At 58.6% G+C, this 20,760-nt stretch carries 17 protein-coding genes and 1 pseudogene; 5 read left to right on the top strand and 13 right to left on the bottom strand.

The window, feature by feature from the left end; genetic code table 11:
- Positions 1-59: 59 nt before the first annotated feature.
- Positions 60-323: a glutaredoxin 3 gene (gene grxC, locus SB772_RS31340; protein WP_410837030.1), complete on the bottom strand. Its 264-nt coding sequence runs from the start codon at positions 321-323 to the stop codon at positions 60-62.
- Positions 320-745 (bottom strand): rhodanese-like domain-containing protein, encoded by a 426-nt coding sequence (locus tag SB772_RS31335; RefSeq protein WP_341313351.1) that lies wholly within the window; start codon positions 743-745, stop codon positions 320-322. Before SB772_RS31335 ends, grxC begins: the two co-directional genes overlap by 4 nt.
- Positions 746-882: 137 nt before the next feature.
- Here SB772_RS31335 and gpmA point away from each other — a divergent pair, with 137 nt between their 5' ends.
- The 3 genes from gpmA (at position 883) to SB772_RS31320 (ending at position 4,409) form a co-directional block, all read left to right on the top strand.
- Positions 883-1,629 (top strand): 2,3-diphosphoglycerate-dependent phosphoglycerate mutase, encoded by a 747-nt coding sequence (gene gpmA / locus SB772_RS31330; RefSeq protein ID WP_410837029.1) that lies wholly within the window; start codon positions 883-885, stop codon positions 1,627-1,629.
- Positions 1,630-1,932: 303 nt separating this feature from the next.
- Entirely contained in the window at positions 1,933-3,510 is a 1,578-nt protein-coding gene (locus SB772_RS31325; RefSeq protein WP_410837028.1) for a S41 family peptidase, read from the top strand.
- Between the two features lie 140 nt (positions 3,511-3,650).
- The gene (locus SB772_RS31320; RefSeq protein ID WP_410837027.1) at positions 3,651-4,409 is read left to right on the top strand and encodes a HesA/MoeB/ThiF family protein; all 759 of its coding nucleotides are present in this window, start codon (positions 3,651-3,653) and stop codon (positions 4,407-4,409) included.
- A 52-nt stretch (positions 4,410-4,461) separates the two neighbouring features.
- Here SB772_RS31320 and ptsP read toward each other — a convergent pair whose 3' ends face one another.
- From ptsP to SB772_RS31285, 7 genes are all read right to left on the bottom strand, one after another.
- Positions 4,462-6,210 carry a phosphoenolpyruvate--protein phosphotransferase gene (ptsP, locus tag SB772_RS31315; RefSeq protein ID WP_410837026.1) on the bottom strand — a complete coding sequence of 583 codons (1,749 nt, stop codon included), beginning with the start codon at positions 6,208-6,210 and terminating at the stop codon, positions 4,462-4,464.
- Between the two features lie 234 nt (positions 6,211-6,444).
- Positions 6,445-6,714 (bottom strand): HPr family phosphocarrier protein, encoded by a 270-nt coding sequence (locus SB772_RS31310; RefSeq protein ID WP_115099518.1) that lies wholly within the window; start codon positions 6,712-6,714, stop codon positions 6,445-6,447.
- Between the two features lie 84 nt (positions 6,715-6,798).
- On the bottom strand, positions 6,799-7,293 hold the full coding sequence (locus tag SB772_RS31305) for a PTS sugar transporter subunit IIA (RefSeq protein ID WP_410837025.1): 495 nt from the start codon (positions 7,291-7,293) through the stop codon (positions 6,799-6,801).
- A 335-nt stretch (positions 7,294-7,628) separates the two neighbouring features.
- The gene (gshB, locus tag SB772_RS31300) at positions 7,629-8,585 is read right to left on the bottom strand and encodes a glutathione synthase (RefSeq protein ID WP_410837024.1); all 957 of its coding nucleotides are present in this window, start codon (positions 8,583-8,585) and stop codon (positions 7,629-7,631) included.
- 90 nt (positions 8,586-8,675) lie between these two features.
- Positions 8,676-9,965 carry a glutamate--cysteine ligase gene (gene gshA / locus SB772_RS31295; RefSeq protein ID WP_410837023.1) on the bottom strand — a complete coding sequence of 430 codons (1,290 nt, stop codon included), beginning with the start codon at positions 9,963-9,965 and terminating at the stop codon, positions 8,676-8,678.
- 241 nt (positions 9,966-10,206) lie between these two features.
- The gene (locus SB772_RS31290) at positions 10,207-11,724 is read right to left on the bottom strand and encodes an ammonium transporter (protein WP_410837022.1); all 1,518 of its coding nucleotides are present in this window, start codon (positions 11,722-11,724) and stop codon (positions 10,207-10,209) included.
- A 45-nt stretch (positions 11,725-11,769) separates the two neighbouring features.
- Positions 11,770-12,108 (bottom strand): P-II family nitrogen regulator, encoded by a 339-nt coding sequence (locus tag SB772_RS31285; RefSeq protein WP_006048089.1) that lies wholly within the window; start codon positions 12,106-12,108, stop codon positions 11,770-11,772.
- 396 nt (positions 12,109-12,504) lie between these two features.
- Here SB772_RS31285 and SB772_RS31280 point away from each other — a divergent pair, with 396 nt between their 5' ends.
- Together SB772_RS31280 and SB772_RS31275 are read left to right on the top strand one after the other, a co-directional pair.
- Positions 12,505-12,762, top strand: coding sequence for an accessory factor UbiK family protein (locus SB772_RS31280; RefSeq protein WP_410837021.1), 258 nt, complete (start codon positions 12,505-12,507; stop codon positions 12,760-12,762).
- Between the two features lie 123 nt (positions 12,763-12,885).
- Positions 12,886-13,881, top strand: a pseudogene (locus SB772_RS31275) (YifB family Mg chelatase-like AAA ATPase); the annotation flags it as partial.
- A gap of 183 nt (positions 13,882-14,064) precedes the next feature.
- Here SB772_RS31275 and SB772_RS31270 read toward each other — a convergent pair.
- The 4 genes from SB772_RS31270 to SB772_RS31255 form a co-directional block, all read right to left on the bottom strand.
- Entirely contained in the window at positions 14,065-15,417 is a 1,353-nt protein-coding gene (locus tag SB772_RS31270; protein ID WP_410837020.1) for a hypothetical protein, read from the bottom strand.
- 64 nt (positions 15,418-15,481) lie between these two features.
- Complete coding sequence (locus SB772_RS31265) at positions 15,482-16,057, bottom strand: hypothetical protein (RefSeq protein ID WP_410837019.1); 576 nt, start codon at positions 16,055-16,057, stop codon at positions 15,482-15,484.
- Positions 16,041-18,152: a site-specific integrase gene (locus tag SB772_RS31260; RefSeq protein ID WP_410837018.1), complete on the bottom strand. Its 2,112-nt coding sequence runs from the start codon at positions 18,150-18,152 to the stop codon at positions 16,041-16,043. Before SB772_RS31260 ends, SB772_RS31265 begins: the two co-directional genes overlap by 17 nt.
- Positions 18,145-20,526, bottom strand: coding sequence for a hypothetical protein (locus tag SB772_RS31255; RefSeq protein ID WP_410837017.1), 2,382 nt, complete (start codon positions 20,524-20,526; stop codon positions 18,145-18,147). Before SB772_RS31255 ends, SB772_RS31260 begins: the two co-directional genes overlap by 8 nt.
- Between the last annotated feature and the right edge of the window lie 234 nt (positions 20,527-20,760).

Raw genomic sequence — 20,760 nt, 5'->3', positions numbered from 1 at the left:
CGGCTTGTTTCGCGCCACCCGACTCTTGCGCGCCGGGTGGCGCGCGAGTTCAGGCGGCTTCAGGCAGCGGCTTCGAGCAGCGGCATCAAACCGCCCGCGCGATCGAGCGCGGACAGATCATCGTACCCGCCGACATGGGTCTCGCCAATGAACACCTGCGGGACCGTGCGACGGCCGGTGCGGCTCATCATTTCGTCGCGACGGGCCGGATCCTTGTCGATCAGCACCTTTTCGACGTGCTCGACGCCGCGCGACTTTAAAAGACGTTCGGCCATCTGGCAATACGGGCACACCTGGGTGCTGTACATGATCACTTTGCTCACTTCGCTGCTCCTTGTTTCACCACCGGCATGCCGGCCTTCTGCCAGGCGTCGACACCGCCTTCGAGAACGTGGACTTCGGCGAACCCTGCGTCCTGAACGATACGCGCCGCCTTGTTCGACTGCTGGCCGGTCTGGCAAACCAGCAGCACCGGGTTGCTCTTATTCTTCACCAGTTGCGCGACTTTCGCCTGCAACTCCGCAAATTCAAGATGCCGTGCCGCGGGCAGATGGCCCTTGGCAAAATCGGCCGACGGACGCAGATCGATGACCGCCGCATTGCGACGGTTGATCAGTTGGGTCGCTTCAGCGGCCGACAGGCCGCCGCGGCCACGCCGGCTGATCGTCGGCCACAGCAGCAACCCACCGGAGATGAGGACGATCGCGATCAGTACAAGGTTTGTGTAATCAGTGAAAAACTTCACGGAAAATCCGCCGAAAAAGAGAGAAATCGAAAAGGGCAATTCGCCCATTATAAAATAACCGTCTGACGCGATGGCGGCGCTCCTCAAGACGGGCCTCGCAGCGCTTTACCGCTTCCTTACTACCGACCGGCAACCTCATGTACAAACTCGTTCTCATCCGCCACGGCGAATCGACGTGGAACAAGGAAAACCGCTTCACGGGCTGGGTCGACGTCGACCTGACCGAGCAGGGCAACCGCGAAGCGCAGCAATCCGGCGTGCTGCTGAAAGAATCCGGCTACACGTTCGATATCGCCTATACGTCGGTGCTCAAGCGCGCGATCCGCACCTTGTGGCACGTGCAGGACCAGATGGATCTGATGTATCTGCCGGTGGTGCATTCATGGCGCCTGAACGAACGCCACTACGGCGCGCTGTCGGGACTGAACAAGGCGGAAACCGCCGCCAAATTTGGCGACGAGCAGGTGCTGGTCTGGCGCCGCAGCTACGACACGCCGCCGCCCGCGCTGGATCCGTCGGACGAACGCGCGCCCTATGACGATCCGCGCTACGCGAAAGTGCCACGCGAGCAATTGCCGCTCACGGAGTGCCTGAAAGACACCGTGGCGCGCGTTCTGCCTTTGTGGAACGAGTCGATCGCGCCCGCCATCAAGTCGGGCCGCAAGGTGGTGATCGCCGCGCACGGCAACTCCATCCGCGCGCTGGTGAAGTACCTCGACAACATTTCGGACGACGACATCGTCGGCCTGAACATTCCGAACGGCGTGCCGCTCGTTTATGAACTCGATGAAAACCTGAAGCCGATCAAGCACTACTATCTGGGCGACCAGGAAGCAATCGCGAAGGCGCAAGCCGCTGTCGCAAACCAAGGCAAGGCGGGCTGATTCCGTCGCGCTGCCGCAGCCCCGCGCTGAATAATGCGGCAAAGCGCGGCAAACGGGCGGCGCCTGCCGGCAACACATGCCGGTAAGCGCGGCCCGCATCATCTCAAGCGCGCTTGCAGCCGCGATCCGCCTGTTACGGCACATTACTTCAGCATCGCAGCCCCAAACGCCCGAACCAGGCCCGGCCGGCGCTGTCGAATCACGATTGCCTGCGTCGCGCCCTGACTGGGCTGGTGTGCAGTTATACTTGTCCGTCCCTATCTCTATCGACGCTGCCACGCGCTTCCGACCGCAACAGACTCTATGCGAAAGAACCTGAAAAATATCGGCCTGATCGCCGCGGGCCTTGCTACCGGCGCATTTGCCACGCTGCAACTTTCCGCCTCGGCCCAGCAACCCGCCAGCACCAGCACGGCCACCCCGCTGCCGCTGGACCAGCTCCGGCTCTTCGCCGAGGTCTTCGGACAAATCAAGCATGAGTACGTCGAGCCGGTCGACGACAAGAAGCTGCTCACCGCCGCGATCAAGGGCATGGTGTCGAGCCTCGACCCGCATTCGTCGTACCTCGACAAGACCGATTACGAAGAACTGCAGGAGCAGACCAAGGGTCGCTTCGCGGGTCTGGGGATCGAAATTTCGTCTGAAGACGGCCTGATCAAGGTGATCTCGCCGATCGAGGACACCCCGGCGTTCCGCGCCGGCATCCGGCCGGGCGACCTGATCACCCGCATCAACGACAAACCCGTGCGCGGCATGACGCTCGACCAGGCGGTCAAGCAGATGCGCGGCGAACCGGGCACCAAGGTCACGCTGACCATCTTCCGCAAGACCGATGACCGCACGTTCCCGCTGACGGTGACGCGCGCGATCATCAAGGTCCAGTCGGTCAAGATGAAGATTCTCGCGCCGGGCTACGCATACGTGCGCATTACCAGCTTCCAGGAGCGCACCACGCCTGATCTGGCCGCGAAACTGCAAGACATCGCGCGCCAACAGCCGAGCCTGAAGGGCCTCGTGCTCGACCTGCGCAATAACGGCGGCGGCCTGTTGCAAAGCGCGGTCGGCGTCGCGGGCGCGTTCCTGCCGCCGAATTCGGTGGTGGTGTCGACCAACGGCCAGATCCCGGATTCCAAACAGATCTATCGCGATACGTACGACAACTACCGTCTGCAGTCTTTCGACGGCGATCCGCTGAAGGACGAAGCGCCGATCTTCAAGACGGTGCCGATGATCGTGCTGACCAACGCCTACTCGGCGTCGGCCTCGGAAATCGTCGCGGGCGCGCTGCAGGATCAGCGTCGTGCGCTGATTGTCGGCAAGACCACGTTCGGCAAGGGTTCGGTGCAAACCGTCCGGCCAATGACGGCCGAGACCGCGCTGCGCCTGACCACGGCGTACTACTACACGCCGAGCGGCCGTTCGATCCAGAACAAGGGCATCCGTCCTGACATCGCAGTGGATCAATACGCGGAAGGCGATCCGGACGACGCACTCGTGACCCGCGAAGTCGACTACTCGAATCACCTTGCGAACACGCAGGACCCGAACGAGAAGAAAGAAGCGGAACAGCGCGAACAGGAGCGCATGGACCAGCTGCGCCAGCTTGAAGAGCAGAACGACAAAAAGACGCCGGAACAGCGCCAGAAGGATCGTGAGCGCAAGCCGGTCGAATTCGGCTCGACCGACGACTTCATGCTGCAACAGGCGTTGAGCAAGCTGGAAGGCAAGCCCGTGCAGGAATCGAAGTCGCTGACCGAGCGGCGTCTGGCGCAGAACAAGCCGGCTACGTCGGCCTCCGCGCCGGTCGCGGTGAAACCGACGCAACCGGTGCCGGGCGCATCGGTGCCGGCTGGGGCCGCGGCGCCTGCCCCGGCCAAGTAGGCATCAAAACCGCGTGTCTTCGCAGCGCTGAATGTTGCGAAGACACGGTCCCCGCGCGATTAAAATAACCACAACGAAAACGCGCGTTGCAGGCCATCGGTCCTGCCTCCCGTCGCGCGATCCACCTCACGCGCCCCGCCATGAACGACGATCAACTGCTCCGCTATTCCCGCCATATCCTCGTCGACGAAATCGGCATCGAGGCGCAGCAGCGCTTTCTCGACGCGCACGCGATCGTTGTCGGTGCGGGCGGGCTAGGTTCGCCGGCTGCGATGTACCTGGCGGCCGCAGGTGTCGGCCGCTTGACGCTGGTCGACGCCGATACGGTCGATCTGACCAATCTGCAGCGGCAGATTCTGCACGTGACGGCCTCGGTCGGGCGCAAGAAGGTCGAGTCCGGGCGCGATGCGATCGCGCAGATCAACCCTGACGTGGTGGTGAACGCGGTGGCCGAACGTGTCGACGATGCGTGGCTCGACCGCGAAGTGCCGCACGCCGCCGTCGTGCTCGATTGCACCGATAACTTCGCGACGCGCCACGCAATCAACCGCGCCTGCGTGAAGCACGGCGTGCCGCTGGTGTCGGGCGCGGCATTGCGCTTCGACGGCCAGATCAGCACCTTCGATTTCCGCGACGAAACGTCGCCCTGCTACGCGTGCGTGTTCCCGGAAGACCAGCCGTTCGAGGAAGTCGCGTGCTCGACGATGGGCGTGTTCGCACCGACGGTCGGCATCATCGGATCGATGCAGGCCGCCGAGGCGCTACGGGTGATCGGCGGAATCGGCACGCCGCTGGTGGGCCGGCTGATGATGCTCGATTCGCTGCGGATGGAATGGAACACGATGCGCATTGCGCGCCAGCCGGATTGCCCGGTGTGCGGGGAAAAGCACCTGAACTGAATGAAATTGAAGAAAGCGCCGCGACCGCGCGGCGCTTTCTTTGCAACACCGCTTAGGCCAGCGCCACGCGCTTGAGCGCCGCCTGCACTTCCTCCGGTTCGAACGACGCCAGCACGTCGGCCACCGGCTTCTCCAGCGTCTTCAGATGCGAGCGCAGGACTTCCTGCTTGACCTCCAGCAACTGACTCGGATGCATCGAAAACTCGGTAAGGCCCATGCCGAGCAGGAGACGCGTCAAGGCCGGATCGCCCGCCATTTCGCCGCACACCGAGACCGGCACGCCCGCCCGCTTCGCCTCGCGCAGCGTGAACGCGATCAGATACAGCACCGCCGGATGCAGCGGGTCGTACAGATGCGCGACGGCGTTATCCGCCCGATCGATCGCCAGCGTGTACTGGATCAGATCGTTGGTACCGATCGACAGGAAATCGAGCCGCTTCAAAAAGAGCGGCAGCGCGATCGCGGCAGCCGGGATCTCGATCATCGCGCCGACCTGCACGTTCGGATCGTAGGCGATTCCGGCGTCATCCAGCTGGCGCTTGGCTTCGCGAATCAGATCGAGCGTCTGATCGATCTCCTGCGCGTGCGCAAGCATCGGAATCAGAAGCTTCACCTTGCCGAAAGCCGACGCGCGCAGAATCGCCCGCAACTGCGTCAGAAACATCTGCGGCTCCGAAAGGCTCCAGCGGATCGCCCGCAGGCCCAAGGCAGGGTTCGCAGCGGTTTCATAGCCATCACCGCCACCCATCGAATCGAGCGGCTTGTCGGCGCCGACGTCGATCGTGCGGATCGTCACCGGCAAGCCGTTCATTAGCTCGACCGCGCGCCGGTAGGCACCGAATTGCTCCTCTTCTTCCGGCATCCGGTCCTTGTGATTCATGAACAGGAACTCGGTACGAAACAGGCCGACGCCGGTCGCACCGGCATCGATCGCCGCGCGCGCATCGTCCGGCAACTCGATGTTCGCGCACAGCTCGATGGGTGTGCCGCACAGCGTTTGCGTCGGCGAAAATTTCAGGCGCTGCAGCTTGCGCTGCTCGAGTTCTTTTTCGCTTTGACGGTATGAATACTCTTCAAGCACGATCGGCGCCGGATCGACGATCACGATGCCATGATCGCCGTCGACAATGATCAGGTCGTCCTGTCGGATCAGCGCACTTGCGTGCTGCACGCCGACCGCAGCCGGAATGCCCAGACTGCGCGCGACGATCGCCGTATGCGAAGTGCGGCCACCAAGATCCGTGACGAAACCCTGAAACGTTTGCGTTTTGAATTGCATCATGTCGGCCGGCGCGATGTCGTGTGCGACCACGATCATCTCGTCGCAAGCGCCGTGCACGCCGTCCACCAGAGCAACCGAGGCGCCGGCGAGCGCCTTCAACACGCGCTCCACCACCTGCTGGATGTCGGCTTTGCGCTCCCGCAGGTATTCGTCTTCGATATCGTCGAAATGCCGCGACAGCCGCTCGAGTTGTTCAGTCAGCGCCCACTCGACGTTGTAGCGGCGCGTACGGATCAGGTCGATGGTCTCCTGCACGAGCATCGCATCGTTCAGGATCATTGAATGAACGTTGATGAACGCACCCATTTCGCTGGGCGCGTCCGCCGCGAGATCGGCGCGCAGCGCGTCGAGCTCGTGATGCACGAGTTGCTGGGCCGAGCGGAAGCGCTCGACCTCCCCTTCGATCTGGGCGGGTTCGATCAGATAGTGGTCTACGTCAAGTGCAGCCGGGGCGATCAGATAAGCCCGCCCGATGGCGATACCGCGTGACACGGGAATTCCATGCAGCGTGAATGACACGCGCACCTCCTCTAGTTGTGTAATGCCGCGGCAAACCGCTGCAGTGCTCTCAGACTCCGTCGACCATTATAAATTCCGCGCTCTTTGTAGGTACGACAGCACTGTGTGCAGCGCAGCACGAATTACCGTAAGCGACGACGCCAGATCATCCACCGATCGTCGATTGTCACGCGCTAAAAAAAACGCCGCGGACAGCCGCGGCGTTTTGCTCCTAAGTAACGTGAACGCGCGAACTCACTGACCCTCGCCGAATTTATCAGCAATCAGTTTCAACAATGCGTCCATCGCTTCTTTTTCGTCGGCGCCTTCCGTTTCGATCACCACGGTGCTGCCGATACCCGCGGCCAGCATCATCACGCCCATGATGCTCTTGGCATTGATGCGGCGGCCATTGCGGCTCATCCAGATTTCCGCCTGGTAGTTGCCTGCGAGTTGCGTCAACTTGGCCGACGCGCGCGCGTGCAGCCCCAGCTTGTTCACGATAGTCGTTTCCTGTTGCAGCATGTGGTGGTCCGAAAGCGCGGGTAAATGTTGTTGTGAAAGGTGAAACTGCAAACCAGCTAAATCGTTTGAAGCCGCTTACTCCGCTTACAGGCCAGTCGAGTCGGCCTTCTGTGCCGGGCAAGCTTCGGACGGCACGGCGGGCAAACAGTCGCAAGGACCGTCCGCCGACGCGACCGGCGCCACCAAAGGCGTGGCGGGCCCGATTGCTTGCACGCCCTTGGTGGCGCCGGCGAGCGCTTTGTCGACCAGCGTGTCGAGCGGCGTGGCGCGGTAACAAACCGCGCGCACCAGCATCGGCAGATTGACGCCGCACAGCACGCGTACATTCGGCTCCGAAGCGAGACGTGCGGCGATATTCGCCGGCGTCGCACCGAACATGTCGGTGAGCACGAGCGCGCCGTTTTCTTCCCTGAGCCGCTCGATTTCGGAGTGCGCGAACGCGACCATCTGTGCGGGATCGCAATCCGGCGATACGTCGATCACACCGATGCGAGCCGGCAAGCCACCGTAGATGTGCGAAATGCAATCGCGCAACGCGGTGGCAAGCGGAGCGTGCGCAATGATCAGAATGCCTGCCATATCAGCCTTGCAGCAAAAAAAAACGGCCCCGAACCGTGAACCGGAACACACCGCCCGGTTCGCAAGCGCCCTCGACCGGCCGTGGGTCGTGAGGGCCTGAACGCACCATTCAACGAGCGGCCCGCAGCGCCTGAAGCACTGTGGGCAACTGCTCGCCCACTGTCCACGATCCATGCCCATGGCGCCCTGGCGACACCGCGCAATCGGCCTGGACAGACTTGGATCGGAAGAGCGGGATTGTAGCAGGCCCATTTTCGCGCTAAAGCCGTCGTCGCGCTTGATGCGGATTTACTACACAATTTGGGGACGCCGGCAGCCATTCAAGAGCCGCGCTGTCACTCTGCCGCACGCTCCAATGCATCGATGAACATCGCCGCAACGTCGAATCCAGTCTGATCCATGATTTCACGGAAGCAGGTCGGGCTGGTGACGTTGACTTCGGTGAGCCAGTCGCCAATCGCATCCAGGCCGACCAGCAGCAAGCCGCGTGCGGCGAGCACCGGTGCGAGGGTGGCGGCGATCTCGCGGTCGTGCTCGGTAAGCGGCCGCGCCACACCCAGACCGCCCGCGGCCAGATTGCCGCGCACTTCATTGCCCTGAGGAATCCGCGCGAGCGAAAACGGCACCGGCTCGCCACCGATCAGCAGAATGCGCTTGTCACCGTCCTTGATGTCCGGGATGAATTTTTGCGCCATCACCGAGCGAGCGCCATCATGGCTCAGCATCTCGATGATCGAGCCGAGATTCATCCCGTCGGCCTTCACGCGAAACACGCCCATGCCGCCCATGCCGTCGAGCGGCTTGAGGATCACGTCGCCGTGTTCTTCATGAAACGCGCGCAAACGGGTGGCGTCGCGCGTGACCAGCGTGGGCGCGACGAACCGTGCGAATTCGCCGATCGCGAGCTTTTCCGAATGATCGCGAATCGCCTGCGGCTTGTTGAAGATGCGCGCGCCGCCACGTTCGGCCAGTTCCAGAAGCCACGTCGACGTCACGTATTCCATGTCGAACGGCGGGTCCTTGCGCATCACCACCGCGTTGAAGCGCTTAAGCGTTCGCGGCGCCGCCGTTTCGGCTGCGTACCAGGTGTCGCGATGCAGGTCCGCCCCGTCGCCGACAATCGCAAAGCGCTGCACGTTCGCCTCGACGTCGCCGCCCGTCCACGCCAGGTGCTTCGGCTCGCAGGTGTACAACGTGTGACCGCGGCGCGCGGCTTCAGCCATCATCGCGTAGGTCGAGTCTTTGTAGATCTTGAACTGCGTGAGCGGATCGGCGATGAAAAGAATGTCCATGGGAATTCCGGTGCTCCCTTACGGGCTTGGCATTGATCGTTTATAAAGACGCGGCGGCATCCGCGCCGGGGTCCGAACGGCCGCCGCCGCTCAGACCTGAATTGCTTCCGGATCGGTCTTTTCCAGTTCGACCGATGCGGCCAGCAACCCCAGCCGCGCCACCACGCCGTACATATAGAAGCGGTTCGGCGGCGCCGCGCCAGGCTTGGCGTGCGCATCCGGCAGCGCCGTATGCTCGAAGCCGAGCGGCACGAAGTGCATGCCGGGCGCATTCAGATTCTGATCGCGCTCACGGCTGCCGTGCACGCGGTAGAAGCCGCCCACCACATAGCGGTCGATCATATACACGACCGGCTCGGCGACTTCTTCGCCGATGCGCTCGAACGTGTACACGCCTTCCTGCACGATGACGTCGTGCACTTCGAGGCCGTCTTTGGTGGCCGCCATCCTGGCGCGTTCGCGCTTGGTGAGCGCGGCCAGTTCCGACGCATCGTGCACGGTCATCACACCCGTGCCATAGGTGCCCGCATCCGACTTGATGACGACATACGGTTTTTCGGAGATGCCGTACTCGCGATACTTCCTGGCGATCTTCTTCAGTACGCCGTCGATCGCGTCTGCCAACGCTTCTTCACCGGTGCGCGCCTGGAAGTCGACACCTTCGACGTGCGCGAAGTACGGATTGATCATCCACGGGTCGATCTCGACCATCTTCGCGAATTTCTTCGCGACGTCGTCATAACAGGAGAAATGCGTCGATTTGCGGCGCACGGCCCAACCCGCGTGCAGCGGCGGCAACAGATACTGTTCGTGCAGATTTTCCAGCACGGGCGGAATCCCGCCCGACAGATCATTGTTCAGCAGAATCGAGCAAGGGTCGAAATTCTTCAGACCGAGGCGGCGCGGCGTGCGCTCGAGCGGTTCGAGGACGAGCTTCTGCCCGTCCGACAACGCGATCGTGACCGGCCCGACGATGCTTTCGTCGAGCGTGCCGAAACGCACGTTCAAACCCGCCTGCCGCATGATCGCGGCCAAGCGGGCGACATTCTCAAGGTAAAAGGCGTTGCGCGTATGGCGCTCGGGAATCACCAGCAGATTCTTCGCGTCCGGGCAGATCTTCTCGATCGATGCCATCGCGGCCTGCACGGCAAGCGGCAACACTTCCTGCGGCAGGTTGTTGAACGCGCCGGGAAACAGATTGGTATCGACCGGCGCGAGCTTGAAACCCGCGTTACGCAGATCGACAGAACAGTAGAACGGCGGCGTGTGCTCCTGCCATTCGAGCCGGAACCAGCGTTCGATGGCAGGTGTGGCGTCGAGGATCTTCCGCTCGAGGTCGAGCAGCGGGCCGTTTAACGCCGTAACTAGGTGCGGAACCATTGATCACTCGCAGACTGGAGAAAAAAGATTGTAGAGCAAATGCTTTGTCCATTTGGGGACGGTTTCTCCATTCGCAAGCGGATGCGAATGCATTCTCGCTATCGCCATAATAGGCGGGAAAATCTGCGGTTAACAAGATGCGCGGCAAGAAAAAAGCCCGCCATAAAGGCGGGCCAAAATCGCTGCGCTTGATTCTGTGATTCGTCAAGCCTTGGAGCTTGATTTTCCGTGGAGGGAATCCTTATTCGACGTGTTCGCCATGCAGGCTCACGTCCAGACCTTCGCGTTCCTGTTCTTCCGTGACGCGCAGGCCCATCACCATGTCGATGATCTTCAGCAGGATGAAGCTCACCACGCCGCTGTAGATCAGCGTCGTCAGCACGCCCTTGGCTTGCAGAATGACGCTGCCGTCCGCGCCGCCGATGTCCTTGACCGCGAACACGCCGGTCAGGAGCGCACCCACGATACCGCCGATGCAGTGCACGCCGAACGCGTCGAGCGAGTCGTCGTAGCCGAACTTGTGCTTGAGCCACGTTGCCGACCAGAAGCAGACCACGCCTGCGACGATACCGATCACCAGCGCACCCGCCGTACCGACGAAGCCCGATGCCGGCGTGATCGCCACGAGACCTGCAACCGCACCCGACACGATGCCGAGCACCGACGGCTTACCCTTGGCGGCCCATTCGGCGAACATCCATGCGAGTGCTGCTGCTGCGGTTGCCACTTGCGTTGCGAACATCGCGAAACCGGCACGGCCGTCAGCCGCCACTGCCGAACCCGCGTTGAAACCGAACCAGCCCACCCACAGCATGGCGCCACCGATCAGCGTGAGCGTCAGGTTGTGCGGCGCCATCGCTTCCTTGCCATAACCGACACGCTTGCCGAGCACCAGACAGCAGACCAGACCTGCGATACCGGCGTTGATGTGCACCACCGTGCCGCCCGCGAAGTCGAGGATGCCAGCGCTAGCCAGCCAGCCGGTCGGTTCCCAGACCATGTGCGCGATCGGCGAGTAGACGATGATCGACCACAGCGTCATGAACACCAGCATCGCCGAGAACTTCATCCGGTCGGCAAACGCACCGGTGATCAGCGCCGGGGTGATGATCGCGAACGTCATCTGATAGACGAAGTAGACCGTTTCCGGGATCGTCGGGGCCAGGTGGCTGACGGTCAGCGTCGTTGCCTTGTCGCCCTTGATGTAGTTCATGCCCGCCATGAAGACGCGCGAGAAACCACCGATGAACGAGCCGCCCGGCGTGAAGGCGAGGCTGTAGCCCACCACCGTCCAGACGATCGTCACGACGCAGGTGATCGCGAAGCTTTGCATCAGCGTCGCGAGCACGCTCTTCTTGCGGACCATGCCGCCGTAGAACAGCGCCAGACCCGGGATCGTCATGAACAGCACGAGCGCGGTGGAGGTCAGCATCCAGGCGGTGTCGCCCGAATTGATCTTCGACGAATCGACCGAGAACGGCGCGGTCGGGGCTGCCGGTGCGGCGGCAGCGGATGCGGCCGATGCATCAGGTGCGGCTGCGGCGCTGGCAGCCGGTGCAGCGGACGCTTCGGCGGCCGGTGCCGAAGCCGCGGCGGCAGCGGGTGCCGCCGAAGCGTCCGGCGCCGGCGCGCTCGCCGCCGTATCGGAAGCAGCGGCCGAGGCGGCTGCGGGGGCGGAAGCGTCGTCCGCAAGGGCGGCGCCGATACCGCCCGCGAGCAGCGAACCGGCCATCAGCAAGGACATCAATAATTTGCGCATCGTTCGTTTTCCTCTTATCGCTATCTGTGTCGCTATCTTTTGGTGTTACAGAGCGTCCGCGCCGGTCTCCCCGGTGCGAATCCGAATCACTTGTTCGATCGGCGTGACAAAAATCTTGCCGTCGCCGATCTTGCCGGTGCGTGCCGCGCGTTCGAGCGCTTCGATCGCCTGGTCGACGATGTCGTCCGAGACAGCTGCCTCGATCTTCACCTTCGGCAGGAAATCGACCACGTATTCGGCGCCCCGATACAGCTCCGTGTGGCCCTTCTGACGGCCGAAGCCTTTGACTTCCGTCACCGTGATGCCCGAGACGCCGATGGCCGACAAGGCTTCGCGCGCCTCATCGAGCTTGAACGGCTTGATGATTGCGGTAATGAGTTTCATGAAATCCCTCGCTAAGTTGCGTAACCTGTTTGCGTACCCGTAGCCCGTTCGCGTGGTCTCGTTCCGCTGCCGGAAAACGGCTTCCGGCAGTGCGCGCGGGGCAGTAACAGCAACTCGCATGCCAGTTGTGTCAGACTTCGCTCGCGGCGCGCTGCAAAAGGGTCGCAAGCGGGGCGCAAACGGCCCTGGCCGGATGGCCAACGTGGGCGCGGCACGCTGGCGCGGCACATCGATCGTTGCTAGAGTGTTCGCAGGCTTCGAACGGACGGCCGCGCACCAAAAGGGGCTCATGCGGCGGCGGCGGGCGGCCGGTCATGCACCAGAAACGATCATTCGCTGTAACAAAGCACAGACGTAACGAAACATGCACATTTTTTGTGCATCAAGGGGAACACCATGAAACAACCGAACGATGTCTTTAACGATTTCCAGGCCCGCATGAGCGAGCTGTTCAAGAACTCGCCGGCCAAAGATATCGAACGCAATGTCAAAGCCATGCTGTCGCAGGGTTTTTCGAAGCTCGACCTGGTCACGCGTGAGGAATTCGATACGCAGACCCAGGTGCTGGTGCGCACCCGCGCGCGCCTCGAGGAGCTGGAGCGCCGCGTCGCCGAACTCGAGCAGAAGCTGCCGGTGACGACGCAAACGCCGTAAGGCGAGGAACGAGCCGGTATATCGGCTGCATCTTTGCTGCACATCACCGGCAGGCGAGCCGTGACGTCATCAGCGTATTAGGGGACGGGTGCGCTTTGAGCGCGCTGTCCGACGGGAGAAAACATGTCGCTTGCCGTGGTGCGCAGTCGCGCGCCGGCCTCTGGCCGCGCGCCTGAAGTAACCGTCGAGGTTCACCTCGCGAACGGATTACCCTCTTTTTCGATCGTCGGCCTTCCCGATCTGGAAGTGCGCGAAAGCCGCGAGCGCGTGCGCGCGGCGCTGCAGAACTGCGGCTTCGATTTCCCTGTCCGACGCATCACAGTCAATCTCGCGCCCGCCGATTTGCCGAAGGAGTCCGGCCGCTTCGACCTGCCGATCGCGCTAGGCATTCTCGCGGCAAGCGGGCAGATTCCGGCGGAATCGTTGTTGCACCGTGAATTTGCCGGCGAACTGTCGCTGACCGGCGCGCTGCGACCCATGCGCGGCGCTTTCGCAATGGCCTGCGGGACGGCGCGCAGTGCCGCTTCTAACGGCGCCTCCGCGTCTATTACTGCAGGCGAGCAATCGACGGCTGGAATGCCGGCCCGGCGCGCCGCGCAGCTTTATCTTCCAGCCGCCAGCGCCGCGGAAGCCGCCCTCGTACCCGGCGTCGACGTCTACGGCGCCGCCGATCTGCCGTCGCTGTGCGCCCATCTTGCCGAAGCACCCGACGCCCGGCTCTATCCAGTCGCCGCGCCCGATCTTACCGGGAGCCCGCCCGCCGAGGCGCCAGACATGGCCGATGTGATCGGCCAGCGCGGCGCGCGTCGCGCACTCGAGGTCGCCGCTGCCGGGGGTCATCACGTCCTGATGGTGGGACCGCCCGGCGCGGGCAAATCGATGCTCGCCGCACGCCTGCCAAGCCTGCTCCCGCCGATGACCGACGATGAGGCGCTCAGTTCCGCCGCCTTGCTCTCCGCCAGCCGGTCCGGCTTTACGCCTTCCCAGTGGCGGCAACGGCCGTTTCGCGCGCCGCATCACTCATCGAGCGCGGCGGCGCTGGTCGGCGGACGCAATCCACCGCAACCCGGCGAAATCACGCTGGCACATCTGGGCGTGCTGTTCCTCGACGAACTTCCGGGTTTGCTTTTTACAGCATGTTGTCAAAGTCCTCTACAGCATTGATTTCAGGGGAAATAGCCGGGGTTGTTGAGCGAGCTTGTGCTCTGACAATTGTCAAAACGCTGCCAAGAATGCAAACGGCTCGAGCACTGAATCCAGATAGTCGCTGAACCGGCAATCACGCCGGCGAAACGCTGCGAATTACTGGTCGTCGGCAAACACAGTCGCGTCCTGCCGAGCGGCTTCGACGGAGGCTTGGTAGATTCGGAGCGAGACCACCTCGGGCGTACCTTCACCCATCCTCAGTTTGTGCTGCTCAGCGCACACCTTGAGCGACTCACCGAGCATGTCGACCCGCACACTCTGCTTGGTTTTTTGAAGGTCGGCCAGTTTGGCCTCTGCCGCATCCAGATAATGCAAGATAGTATCCATGCTGGTTTGGCCGGTCTCCTTCATGACCTCCTTCAACATTACCGCTTTATTTATCATCATTCGACGAAAGTCATCTTTATTCATCGCATTATGCTTCTCCATCAAAGCGGTAAGTCGCTCGACTATGAAATTCCCTCGAAGCATATGAACGCATGCCTGTTCTGAGATACCGGCTGCGTTCCGAAGGTCGCGCATCAGTTGCGTAACCGTATTAGGTTCCAACTGTCGTCCAGAGGTCGCGCTAACGAGCAAAAATCCATCATCCATATGTGAGCCGCAGGTTTCTTTGACGACTACAGAACGAAATATTTTGACGAAACTTAAAATCTCATTGATTTCAACATGATTGATTTCCACGGTCCGGCTAGCTGGCCTGCCTTGTTTCAGTGTAACGAGGCTCAACAGTGGCTGCGCCATCTGCCAGGCGTCCTTAAAGTCTTTTACTCGCAGCATTAGCAACTCTGTTCGCCGGCAACCGAGGATGCGAGAGAGGCGAAGAATTACATGGAGGCGACGCTTCCTGTAAATAGGAAAGCTCGCGTTACCGACCACATCGCTGACCGCGGCAGTCAGTCTCTTAATGTTTTTGTCGCTAATTGCGCCTCTGCTTCGAACAATTCCGGGTGCAGGCAGCGCTTCATGCTCCCAGCAGACAAACGACCTTGCACGCCCGTCTGGACCCATTGCTGTTCGAACGACTTTTTCCGCTTTAATTATTCCATTCACGGATACGAATTTCGGACGGTTATGCAGCTTGCCAACATGGAACAGGAACTCCAATGCGTCGCGGCAGATATTTCGTGGCACCGACCCATCTCGAAGCAAGCCACTGTTGAGATTTCCAGGAACCTTCGACTCGTTCCGCACGCTGTTTGCGAACATCGTGAACTTCGCGTCACTCATGTCGATGAAGTCTGTCTTCGTCTGATAGCAGAATCGTACTAGATGAGACACGTTATAAGCCTTTAACCTGACGGTGCCGCCTCGGACAATCGTCGCATTGCCAGACGCAATCTGCTCCTGCAGGTATGAAGTCGCCTCGAAACACAGTCTACCGTCAGGCCAGTTTAGATACGAGCCGTTCTCTAACTCATCAAAGGAAGGTTTGCCGGTAATATCCAAATTAGAAAAATATCGAAAGTGTCGCGGTAGCTTCGCGACGAGCTCTCGGTCCTCCCTATGCTTACTACCCTTCCGACGTCTCATTGCGAAACACCTTTGGTTGATTTAGCAGGTTAAACATCGCTAACACCTCCGCACGTTCGGTCTGAACCTGTTTGCTAAGGGCATCGTGAGGATACTGTTCTACGAGACTGTCCAATAATTTCAATAGCCCGCGGATGCCCTTCACCAACTGCCAGTTGTCGCTTTCGAGTTGGCGATAATCGTCCTTAACTTCCTTCAGCTTCAACTCCAACTCCGCTTTTGAACCACGGCCGGGCCGATTCTCTCCAATACAAGTCAAGCTTTGTTTTTGAAACTTCCAGGCGACCCTCCTTCGAAGCGAATCTAAACGCTCCCAGCCAACCCCAATCTCATCATTGGCTCGCTTTTTCAGTGTATTCAAGCTACAGGAGGCTATCTGCAATCCGTCGTCCGCGAATTGAGCAAGCTCCCCTTGAGAGTTCACTGCCGCCTGCAGTCCGGGCCAATTTTTGAACTCTGGGAACTTCCGCTCAGCCAAGTCCAGTAATTTGTGCAACCTGCCCGTTGAGGTTTGCTCGCGCGCAATCAACGTTACGTAGTTACTCGGCTTGCTCAACCTGACCTCCGGGTACAACGTGTAGGGCAAGTTGCTTTCCTCCCGGAAACTTCAAAACCTCGTCGATGACTCGGCCTTCACTTTCATGTCGGGTTGAATACAAAAACATCTCGACGGCGTCGGAGTCGTCAACCACTACTGATGAAGACCCGAATTTTGATTCAATGACCTCACGGAGTCTCTCGAATGGGCTTTTCTCCGTGGTCTTCAAAGCTTCCACCGCGACATGGACCTGCGCTCGCTCCCGCTCTTCAACGGAAAAGTCGAAGTCGATGTAGGCGTCAACCTGTTTATAAGTAACGTGCCCCAGATACCAACTTAGTGCGTCGAGCGTCCCCGAGCGTCGCATAAAGTAGGTCGTGACAAAAAACCTTCTCAACTGATGCTGCCGCAGATATTTGCGTTGCCCCCACTCGTTGAGTGGCATCTCAATGTAATCGCAAAATCTATCCAGCAGCCGGTTCATGCTGGAATGCGACAATGTGCACTCGCCATCGTCGCTGAACGTTGCAAAGATGCCTTTGATTTTCGGCATCCCATCGATTGCCGACAGTTCTTCATGAAATTCTTTTATTCTGGCAATCACCTCAATCGCTAACTTTGGTATTGGTCGCTCGACGACCTGCCGGCGCCCTTTGTATCCTGTCTTCCGCAGCTCGAATTTTAGGGTTCGTTGTTCTGCGTTTATGCAAGTTGCCGGGTCCAAATCTTTGAGCTCGCCCTGACGACGGCCACTGACTGCGCCAACGATAAATAGGCATGCGCCCATGGCAACATGCACGAGCTCTAGCAGTCCTTCATTGTTTCTAAAACTCTTAAAAAACATTGAGGCCGGCCGCCGTTCATTTTGACTGATGAAGCCAGGCCACGCCTTCCCGAAGGCTCTCGCGACACTCCAAGTGCTTACGCCCGTTCTTCGTGTCTTTTTTCCTACGGCTTTCTTGATTTGCGAGGGGGTCAGAAATTTTCTCCAACCAATGCCGGCACTGCACGCCGCACGGGCGACGCTCAAAAAGCTTGAGAAGATAGGTTTAACTTCGCTTTTGAAGAAATCCACCGCTTTTTCGAAGGCGAAGTTGACATCCGCCACACTGGGAATCAGATAGTGCCCAGTCTTAATCTGAGCGATTAACAGTTCGGGCCTTGCAGCGGTAAGCTCCTGCAGTGCGGCCTTAGGAATCACCTTCCCGACCGCGGCAACATCTCGGAGCCGTCTGGCGACTCTGATATACATTCGGAGCACCGCGAGGCTCGCCGGCTGATTATCCTCGTAAGGTACTGCTTGAACAGGTGCTCGGGGATACTCGCATGCGTATGTTTCTTTTCGCCCCCAACATAGCTCCGGTGGCACTCTCCGCCTAACGGTTGCGGCGATGCTCCCACTATAGAGAAGGGCGCTTAGCCTCACCATGTCCGGCTTCATGCTGTACTCCAACCCGGAAGACCCATGAACGTATAAGCCTTCCCGGAACAACCAAAACCTGGAGTAAAGCAATTCCGGCCCACTCAGGTTTAACTCCTGCTCATCCGAATCAAACTCGATGTCGACAATCCTCTTGTTTCGCTTAACTATCCGACAAATGTCGTCCCAAGTTATGGTTGCGGATTGCTCCCGCAGATAAGCCCTGAGGCGCTCATTCCAATCATATATGTCAGCGACTGCTCCCGAGTCGGCAAGCTTCGCAAGCATGCGCGTCACGTCTGGTGCGGTCAGCGCACTCAGCGCGTTCTGATGAAGTTTGAGCGTTGCATCGTTCAGCAACAAATAATCTATCACTCGCATTCCACAACGGACGTTGTTGTAGACGGTGATGCCAAATCTGTCTCGTCCCTTGTTTTCCTCGGCATATTCCTGCGCGCACAGGAACATCCGAAATTCATCCCATAACTCAAAGTTCTTAACGTCGGTCAGAAACGTTCCATCGGCCAATCTCACTCGCCAATCAATTTTGAACTCCAGTCCGTCCAGGAAAAAACAATTCCAGACCGGCGATGCGTATTCGGACTTCAAGAACTCTGTGCGCCTGAGTCGCTTCGCCTCGTCGGCAACACTATCTTCAATCCATCTTCTGAGATTATCTGGCAGATTACTCATATACCACACCGTCTATCAGGGAGACATTAGCGGCCTTTCGGCCAGTTTCGAGATGAGCAAACAACTCAGGTCGAATTTCTTTGATTGATTCGATATGCTTAATTATTAATCCTGAGACGGTCACCCAAATGACCGCACTTGAACGGACCCTTCTCAACGAATTGCATTGCAGCGAGAGCACTATGCTACAAAAAATAGTCATGACTGATTCATCAATGCCAATGAGCGTGGTCGCGCCACTCATCTCCTTAACTTTTTCTGGAGACTGGCCCGGAAATGTGTTGTCGGATGAGTCAATGCTCACGCAATGATTTTTCATGAACCGCTCAAGCTCACCTTCCGTTTCGAATCCGCTTGCCTCGAATTTATATGGACTATTTACCAATGCTTCTACTATGAAGCGAGTTTGATGAATCCGTATCCATCTTTCCATAAAGAACATCATTAGAGGCAACGGAATATATCTGATGATTTGCTTGTAGCTGAAACGTACATGCCCCAATGCTCGAGCCACCTCAGCTGTATCATGCCGTTTCAAATAGTTTGCAATGACTATTTGGGCCCTAAGTTTCGTCATGCTGAAATTTGACGCAATCGCCAGAGCTTTTTCGTGGGTACATCCCGAGAATTCTTCCAAATCGGCAATGAACTGCTTGGATTGTCCTCGCTCTGACGCGGTGGACAGCTTACTGGAAATTGCGCGGAATCTTGTCGGGTAAGCAAATCCCTGACCAGAAGCTATAAACATATATCTGTGTGCGTCGTCACCCTTTTTCTTCAAATACCGCCGGCACATGGCGGTTACACAAAGGAGTCTGTATACTATTCTCGCTAAATCAATATCTATTTGTATTCTCTGCTCTGCCCTGTTTTTCCCGCGCCTACGCTTGAATCCACGTAAAAAGTATCCCGCCTGATTTGTTCCGAATCCAACTCTGGAGTTGCTTTTGTTATATAGCTCAAGGGTTGCAAGAAATCCGTCCGTTATTTCGGGGTGACGGATTACAAAAAGTGCCATATAAGGCATCACCGCCTCTAAAGTTGGGAAACCTAGTTTGTATGCCAGCCCTGACATGTTTCTTCCAAGGATTACCTTGGGATTTATTCCTCCCTCATTCAGGTAGTCGTGGCTAGTGATGAAGCCGTAGTGCCGTAGCGTGGCGGCCCTGTTCGCAAGTGTTTCTCGCTGTCTTACACGCAGTGAGGTTGTTTTTTCGTCCCGCTGGTCTGCCAACAAGTGCGGAACGCCGGCATCTGCCAACAGTATCCGGCCCAGATAGTTTCTCCATACCTGCTCAGCCTTAGCATGGGCCCATTTCGTAACAACGCTGAGGTCGTCCGAAACCTCCTCAGATTTTTTCTCCAACGCCTCTGCGTCTGAAAACTGCTCTGTTGAAAACGGAGTGACGCTTTTTAACCGTTCGCTTTGGCCATTGCGGACTTTGATGTGCGTGTCCGACGGTGGAACGAAATTTCGTGGCGGAGCTGGAAATCCTTTAATTGGCGTGACGAACAATTCGGCGGTCACAAGAGCTAAGAAAAGTCGCGAGACCTGCGTGCGCCAGTCAGTGACTATGGTTGTAATTTGCCTGCGCGGCACATCATTTTCCAGGCAATGGACTATCAGTCCTTTCCAGAAATCCTTGCTCGCATGCGGGTCACGTCTGGCTCGTAGTGTGAGCTCCGGATGAGCAACCATGTACCTCGGAAGTTGCGTTCGCAACGGTATAGCCGCTCGCCCAATTGATGTGTGGTAAGTGGCGCAGCACATATAAAACTCATGCGTGTATGCAGCACCGAAAGTCTCATACATAATGGCCAAATCAAACCACGTAACGTTTCCCTCGGAGTTAGTGCTTGGCCAGTTCATCCAGTAACTGACTCGTTCTTGGATTAAAGCAAAACTGTTAAATCCTTGCCTCAGCCTAGCCTGTTCGTCAGACAAGTACCGGACGCTTGGCTTTATGTTTTCAATCCAACTGCGGTCGACCTTCATTTCAGAGGCGGCCAAAATGTCCGTTACAGCCTTAGTTAGTCTCTGCCTGCAATGGAAAGTAGCGTGGAAAAATTTAGCTGAAGCAATGGCACCAAGGAAAAGTTCCAGAGCCACCTGGTTTTGATGGAAGTCCGCTTGCACGAGCTTTAATCCTGTTATTTGCAAGAAACACTCGAGCATCAGCAGGATTTGTCGAACAAGGGCAACTGTATGTGCTTTTGTTCGCGACGCCGCGTCACTGACCATGTCCCTTATCCAGCCCTCGGTCATTGGTCTGGGGTAAGAATCGTACGCATTTGAATCTTCAATAATCGCGCGCTCTCCCGGAGAGGTGTAAGGCCCCAGCAGTCTGACTTCACCAATTGCTTTCCTCGTCATTTCGGATTCCCAACGATTTTAGACGCAGATGCGCGGCGATGCTTTGCGGACTCGAGCATCGCAAGAAATTTCTTGAAGTTGGTACGAATCGAAGGCCGGACTCAGTGCCGGCGTGTCAGTGTCAACAATCCATCCTCGCCCCACCTCGCCTCTCGACACTGAACACAGGTCAAATCTAGTCCAACATATTCTTTTATTCAACAAATTTTTCTTTGTTCCGAATTTTCAAGCTAA

The organism is Paraburkholderia sp. SIMBA_030, from assembly GCF_046535245.1.
Taxonomy (GTDB): domain Bacteria; phylum Pseudomonadota; class Gammaproteobacteria; order Burkholderiales; family Burkholderiaceae; genus Paraburkholderia.
The sequence above is the reverse complement of the archived record's forward strand: the minus strand, read 5'-3'. Positions and strand labels throughout refer to the sequence as shown.